This is a genomic window from Bacteroides sp. HPS0048, from assembly GCF_964240755.1.
Taxonomy (GTDB): domain Bacteria; phylum Bacteroidota; class Bacteroidia; order Bacteroidales; family Bacteroidaceae; genus Bacteroides; species Bacteroides nordii.
Genome location: NZ_CAXSVC010000003.1, coordinates 320,570 through 327,451, shown reverse-complemented (window position 1 = coordinate 327,451; position 6,882 = coordinate 320,570). Strand labels below are relative to the sequence as shown.

Here is a 6,882-nt window from a genome sequence, read left to right as displayed (position 1 = left end):
TTGTAATATTACACAAATAAATAAGAAATAACGTTTGTAATAGGAGAGTAGTTAACATTTCATTCAATTCATTATAAAATACAGTATTCCAACTAAATAATATATTTTTCTTAATTACTACTCTAAATGATAGTCAGAATAGGGTTGAACATTCGTAAATAGAAAAGAAATAGTACACAACATACAATCATATATTACTAATAATCAACACTATATACAACACAAATAAAGTATCACTTCAACATCCAATATACTTGTAATATACACATTTACAAACATAAATCACAAAAGTAAATGCGGTATTCATTTTCGTAATAACTCATTAATTTCATTTGTAATTTGCTTATGTTATTTTATTTATTTACTTTTGTAAACTGCGAAAACAGAGTATACATTTGTAAATAAAGTCAATAAATACACAGTTGTAAATATAAAAAACGTCATGGATATCAAGGATAGAATTAAAATGATTATGGATCATGAGCAAATGACTGCTGCGGCATTTGCCGAAAGTATCGGTGTAGCCCAGGCTACCATTTCTCATACACTGGGCGATCGAAATAAATATCCGAGCACTGACTTCATCATGCGTCTGCATGAAAAGTACAATCACATTAGTTTAGATTGGCTGCTTACCGGAAAAGGTAATATGATGGAAGGAGAAGAAAATATAATCAAAGAAGAGCAAAACTACCCTCTATTTGCTTCTGAGAATCCAAAAAATCCGGCCAATGGAACGAGTGCTCCAGAAAATCGCAAGGAAATCGCATTAGAAAGCACTCAATACACCCCTAAAGAAGTTGTAAGACAGGAGATTATATACAAAGAAAGACCTCCACGTAAAATCACTGAAATAAGAATTTTCTTTGATGACAATACTTATGAAACATTCCGACCGGAAAAATAAGAGGTAAAAACGGTGTTTTACACAAATTCCTGTATCTTTGTACTCTGAAATACGAATTTAGTTTCAATACATGAAAAAATTTATTTTAGACCTGACAGTAACTGAGAACCTCAAACTACACATAAACTATGTGCTGTTAAAGTTAACATCTCAGTCACCACTTCCCGAAATGCTACCGGGACAATTTGCTGAAATACGGGTAGATGGTTCGCCAAGTACTTTTCTTCGCCGCCCCATTTCTATTAATTACGTAGACAGATCACGAAACGAAGTATGGTTTCTGATACAGCTTGTAGGTGACGGAACACGTCGTCTGGCAGAAGCTACGAAGGGAGATATCATTAATATTGTACTTCCGTTGGGTAACGGCTTTACAATGCCGCAAATACCTTCTGATAAGCTCTTATTAGTAGGCGGAGGTGTAGGAACAGCCCCAATGCTTTATCTGGGTGAACAATTGGCTAAAAACGGTAGTAAACCTACTTTCCTTTTAGGTGCTCGTACGGACAAAGATCTTTTGCAGTTAGATGATTTTGCATCTTATGGCAAAGTATACACAACTACTGAAGATGGAAGCTATGGCGAAAAAGGATATGTCACTCAACACTCTATATTAAATAAGGTAAAGTTTGAGCAAATTTATACTTGCGGTCCAAAGCCTATGATGATGGCAGTAGCAAAATATGCCAAAAGTAATAATATCAATTGTGAAGTCTCATTAGAAAACATGATGGCATGTGGCGTAGGCGCTTGCCTTTGTTGTGTAGAAAATACTGATGAAGGCCACTTATGTGTTTGTAAAGAAGGTCCTGTATTTAATATAAATAAACTACTATGGCAGATTTAAGTGTAAACATTGGTGAATTACAAATGAAAAACCCGGTAATGACTGCTTCCGGTACATTCGGATACGGTGAAGAGTTTGCCGATTTTATAGATATTACGCGAATAGGTGGTATTATTGTAAAAGGGACCACTCTTCACAAACGTGAAGGGAATCCATATCCGCGTATGGCAGAGACACCATCAGGTATGTTAAACGCTGTGGGACTGCAAAATAAAGGTGTACATTACTTTGTTGAACACATCTATCCACGTATTAAAGACATCCAAACCAATATGATTGTGAATGTTTCGGGTTCAGCAATTGAAGATTATGTAAAAACAGCAGAAATCATTAATGAACTTGACAAAATTCCTGCCATAGAATTGAATATTTCATGCCCTAATGTAAAGCAAGGAGGTATGGCTTTTGGCGTCACCGCCAAAGGAGCAGCAGAAGTTGTGAAAGCCGTGCGTTCAGCTTACAAAAAGACACTTATCGTTAAGCTTTCCCCAAACGTTACCGACATAACAGAAATTGCCCGTGCAGCAGAAGAAAGCGGTGCAGACAGTGTATCATTAATTAATACATTGCTTGGTATGGCTGTTGATGCAGAACGTAGACGACCGATATTATCCACAGTAACAGGAGGTATGTCCGGTGCAGCTGTAAAACCAATAGCATTACGTATGGTATGGCAAGTAGCTAAATCGGTAAATATTCCTGTCATCGGATTAGGTGGCATTATGGATTGGAAAGATGCAGTCGAATTCATGCTTGCAGGTGCATCAGCCATACAAATAGGTACGGCAAACTTTATAGATCCCACTGTTACAGTGAAAGTATCCGATGGTATAAATAATTACTTAGATAGACACGGATACAAGTCTGTTACCGACATTATTGGTGCGCTTGAGATATAATTCAAATCATACAATAACTCTTCGCATCATTTTATATAGAAAAAAGTCATAATGATATTCAGAAGAAAAGGAATCTACATAACTAAGTAAGAGAGAAAATATGTAATATCTCTATACATTCTAAAACAACTGAATACCGACAAGAAAATCATAAAACAAAAAAGCGAAGGCACCGTATAACAGATACGATGCCTTCGCTTTTTTAAACAAGTTAATTACTACTCATCCAATAGATCAGGACGCAAACGTCGGGTGCGTTCCACAGACTGTTGCAACTCCCACTCCTTGATTTTCGCTTCATGTCCGGACAAAAGAATATCAGGTACCTTCCAACCATTATATTCCGCAGGACGAGTATATACCGGAGCGGCCAATAAATTATCCTGGAATGAATCAGAAAGTGCAGACTGCTCGTCAGAAATTACGCCGGGAATAATTCGCACAATAGCATCCGCCATCACCGCAGCTGCCAACTCCCCACCAGTCAACACGTAATCTCCGATACTAATTTCTTTCGTTATGAAATGCTCACGAATTCGATAATCAATCCCTTTGAAATGCCCGCAAAGAATAATAAGATTTCCGGCAAGCGAAAGAGTATTTGCCATCTTTTGATCAAATTGTTCCCCATCAGGAGTAGTAAATATCACTTCATCATAATCCCGTTCCGCCTTCAAAGCATTTATGCAACGTTCAATCGGCTCAATCTTCATCACCATCCCGGCAAAACCACCAAAAGGATAATCATCCACACGTCGGTACTTATCCTCGGTGTAATCACGAAGGTTATGAATATGAATTTCAGCAAGCCCCTTATTCTGAGCACGTTTCATTATTGAACAATTAAAGAAACCTTCAATCATCTCGGGAAGAACGGTTATTATATCAATACGCATAGTCTTTTAATTTTTTGCAAAATTACAAATATTCAAAGATAAACCCGTATTTTTGTCTCAAACAATCCAAGAAATATGACTGCAAAGGAAAAAATAGAAGAGCTGCGTGCCGAACTTCACCGGCACAATTATAACTATTACGTATTGAATACCCCTGAAATCTCAGACAAGGAATTCGACGACAAGATGCGTGAGTTACAAGACCTGGAACAGGCACACCCTGAATACAAGGATAATAACTCTCCGACAATGCGTGTAGGAAGTGACCTCAATAAGAATTTTACGCAAGTAGCACATAAATACCCAATGTTATCTTTGGGAAACACATACTCGGAAACTGAAGTAGCAGACTTCTACGAACGAGTAAAAAAAGCTCTGAATGATGATTTCGAAATATGTTGTGAAATGAAATATGATGGAACTTCAATTTCATTAACATACGAAGACGGTAAGCTGATACGAGCTGTAACTCGCGGTGATGGAGAAAAAGGAGATGATGTGACAGATAATGTAAAAACAATCCGTAGTATTCCGCTTGTACTCCATGGCGACAATTATCCCCAGTCTTTTGAAATACGTGGAGAAATTCTTATGCCATGGGATGTATTCGAAGAGTTGAACCGTGAAAGAGAAGCACGTGAAGAACCTCTATTCGCTAATCCGAGAAATGCAGCATCAGGAACACTGAAATCGCAAAACTCCTCAGTCGTAGCTTCCCGTAAACTTGACGCCTATTTATACTATCTGCTTGGAGAAAATCTACCTTGCGACGGACATTATGAAAACCTGCAAGAAGCTGCCAAATGGGGTTTCAAAATTTCGAATGCCATGCAAAAGTGTCATACCTTAGAGGAAATTTTTGATTATATCAAATATTGGGATACAGAACGGAAAAATCTGAAAGTTGCCACAGACGGTATCGTGCTGAAAGTAAACAGTCTGAAACAACAAAAAAACTTAGGCTTTACGGCTAAATCTCCTCGTTGGGCTATTGCATACAAATTTCAGGCAGAACGTGCACTTACCCGGTTAAACATGGTAACATATCAGGTAGGAAGAACGGGGGCCGTCACTCCGGTAGCCAATTTGGATCCCGTGCAGCTGTCCGGCACCATTGTAAAACGCGCTTCTTTGCATAATGCAGATATCATTGAAGGACTTGATCTCCACATTGGCGATATGGTATACGTGGAGAAGGGTGGAGAAATTATTCCTAAAATTACAGGGGTAGATACTTCTGCACGTTCATTCATGATAGGTGAAAAAGTGAATTTTATCACAAATTGTCCCGAATGCGGAAGCAAATTAGTACGTTACGAAGGCGAAGCAGCTCATTATTGTCCCAACGAAACGGCTTGTCCACCACAGATCAAAGGTAAGATTGAACACTTTATCAGTCGGCGGGCTATGAACATCGACGGACTTGGTCCTGAGACAATAGACATGTTTTATCGCCTGGGACTAATCCAGAATACAGCTGATTTGTACAAACTGACCGCAGAAGATATCAAAGGATTGGACCGGATGGGTGAAAAGTCTGCCGAAAATATTATCAATGGAATTGCCCAAAGCAAAGAAATTCCTTTTGAACGTGTCATCTTCGCATTAGGTATTCGCTTTGTAGGTGAAACTGTAGCAAAGAAAATAGCCAAAGCCTTCAAAAATATAGAAGAATTGGAAGATGCGGATCTCGAAACCCTGGTAAGTATTGATGAAATCGGTGAAAAAATTGCGCAAAGCATTTTAAACTACTTCGCAAACGAATCAAACCGCGAACTTGTGAATCGTCTGAAGGAAGCTGGTCTTCAGCTCTATCGTACAGAAGAAGATCTTAGCGGACACACCGATAAACTGGCCGGTCAGTCTATCGTTATTAGTGGCGTTTTCACCCACTATTCGCGAGATGAATACAAAGATCTTATAGAAAAACATGGCGGTAAGAATGTAGGAAGTATTTCAGCTAAGACCAGCTTTATTTTGGCAGGTGAAAATATGGGACCTGCCAAACTTGAAAAAGCAAGTAAACTGGGTATCAGGATAATGAACGAAGAGGAATTTTTAGAGCTCATATCGTAACATTTTTCTGTCAGAATCTTATTTTATATATTATTTTTGCCGGTAAAATAGAAAATATTAGTACTTTTGTGTCCAAATTATTTAGAGATTATTATTAATACTCATGATACAAACGAAATTGAAAGGAATGGGGGTAGCACTGATTACTCCTTTCAAAGAAGATGAGAGCGTTGATTACGATGCATTAATGCGAATGGTAGATTATCTATTGCAGAATAATGCAGATTTTCTATGTGTGCTGGGTACCACAGCCGAAACTCCAACACTAACCGAAGAGGAGAAAAAGAAAATCAAAAAAATGGTTATCGACCGCGTCAATGGAAGAATCCCTATTCTACTTGGAGTAGGTGGAAATAACACCCGTGCTATAGTTGAAACGTTGAAAAACGACGATTTCACCGGTGTAGATGCCATCTTATCTGTAGTTCCTTATTATAATAAACCATCACAAGAAGGTATTTATCAGCATTATAAAGCAATTGCCGAAGCAACGGAATTGCCCATTGTATTATATAACGTTCCGGGGCGCACAGGAGTCAACATGACTGCTGCAACAACATTGCGTATTGCCCGTGATTTCAAAAATGTAATAGCTATCAAAGAAGCATCCGGTAACATCACCCAAATGGATGATATTATCAAGAATAAACCGGCCAATTTTGACGTTATTTCGGGAGATGATGGTATTACCTTCCCACTGATCACTTTAGGAGCCGTTGGCGTTATATCAGTCATAGGAAACGCATTTCCACGCGAATTTAGTCGCATGACCCGTCTGGCTTTACAGGGGGACTTTGCAAACGCCCTCACCATTCACCATAAGTTCACTGAATTATTTGATCTTTTGTTTGTAGATGGAAATCCGGCAGGAGTGAAATCAATGCTGAATGCAATGGGGATGATTGAAAATAAATTGCGCTTACCACTTGTCCCAACAAGAATAACCACATTTGAAGCAATCCGAAAGGTATTGAATGAACTAAACATTAAATGTTAAGACAGGTATGTCCTGATTGATTTTCCAAATATGAATTCCGCAAATCATACGAGCAAAAATATAAATTCGTAAGGTTTGCGGAATTTATGTATTATTTCATCGATACCTTAAAATTTGTTTTTCTACTAAATACTGGAAACGATCCCATTCTTTTATGTTTATTATTATATAAAATATGTTTCAACGTCACAATATAGTAAAGTTTGGCTGATATACAAAAAAATCTCCTCAATTTCTTGAGAAGATATTCTTGTGATCGC

General features: G+C 38.0%; 6 protein-coding genes. 5 read left to right on the top strand and 1 reads right to left on the bottom strand.

The window, feature by feature from the left end; all coding sequences use genetic code 11:
- Positions 1-442: 442 nt before the first annotated feature.
- From ACESQI_RS04165 to ACESQI_RS04155, 3 genes are all read left to right on the top strand, one after another.
- Positions 443-907 (top strand): helix-turn-helix domain-containing protein, encoded by a 465-nt coding sequence (locus ACESQI_RS04165; RefSeq protein ID WP_007485663.1) that lies wholly within the window; start codon positions 443-445, stop codon positions 905-907.
- A gap of 70 nt (positions 908-977) precedes the next feature.
- Positions 978-1,754, top strand: coding sequence for a dihydroorotate dehydrogenase electron transfer subunit (locus tag ACESQI_RS04160; protein WP_007485664.1), 777 nt, complete (start codon positions 978-980; stop codon positions 1,752-1,754).
- On the top strand, positions 1,742-2,653 hold the full coding sequence (locus ACESQI_RS04155) for a dihydroorotate dehydrogenase (RefSeq protein WP_002560179.1): 912 nt from the start codon (positions 1,742-1,744) through the stop codon (positions 2,651-2,653). Before ACESQI_RS04160 ends, ACESQI_RS04155 begins: the two co-directional genes overlap by 13 nt.
- A 218-nt stretch (positions 2,654-2,871) precedes the next feature.
- Here the strand turns inward: ACESQI_RS04155 and trmD are convergent, their stop codons facing one another.
- Entirely contained in the window at positions 2,872-3,549 is a 678-nt protein-coding gene (gene trmD / locus ACESQI_RS04150; RefSeq protein WP_002560178.1) for a tRNA (guanosine(37)-N1)-methyltransferase TrmD, read from the bottom strand.
- 75 nt (positions 3,550-3,624) lie between these two features.
- On the opposite strand from trmD, the gene ligA reads away from it, so the two are divergent.
- Positions 3,625-5,625 carry an NAD-dependent DNA ligase LigA gene (gene ligA / locus ACESQI_RS04145; protein ID WP_195569899.1) on the top strand — a complete coding sequence of 667 codons (2,001 nt, stop codon included), beginning with the start codon at positions 3,625-3,627 and terminating at the stop codon, positions 5,623-5,625.
- Positions 5,626-5,728: 103 nt separating this feature from the next.
- A complete protein-coding gene (gene dapA, locus ACESQI_RS04140; RefSeq protein WP_002560176.1) occupies positions 5,729-6,622 on the top strand; it encodes a 4-hydroxy-tetrahydrodipicolinate synthase in 894 nt (297 codons plus the stop codon).
- Positions 6,623-6,882: the final 260 nt, after the last annotated feature.

Excerpts from the sequence above, each read along its gene's own strand:
- dapA (WP_002560176.1), top strand. The coding sequence starts at position 5,729 with ATGATACAAACGAAATTGAAAGGAATGGGGGTAGCACTGATTACTCCT.
- ligA (WP_195569899.1), top strand. The coding sequence starts at position 3,625 with ATGACTGCAAAGGAAAAAATAGAAGAGCTGCGTGCCGAACTTCACCGG.
- ACESQI_RS04165 (WP_007485663.1), top strand. The coding sequence starts at position 443 with ATGGATATCAAGGATAGAATTAAAATGATTATGGATCATGAGCAAATG.
- ACESQI_RS04155 (WP_002560179.1), top strand. The coding sequence starts at position 1,742 with ATGGCAGATTTAAGTGTAAACATTGGTGAATTACAAATGAAAAACCCG.
- trmD (WP_002560178.1), bottom strand. The coding sequence starts at position 3,549 with ATGCGTATTGATATAATAACCGTTCTTCCCGAGATGATTGAAGGTTTC.
- ACESQI_RS04160 (WP_007485664.1), top strand. The coding sequence starts at position 978 with ATGAAAAAATTTATTTTAGACCTGACAGTAACTGAGAACCTCAAACTA.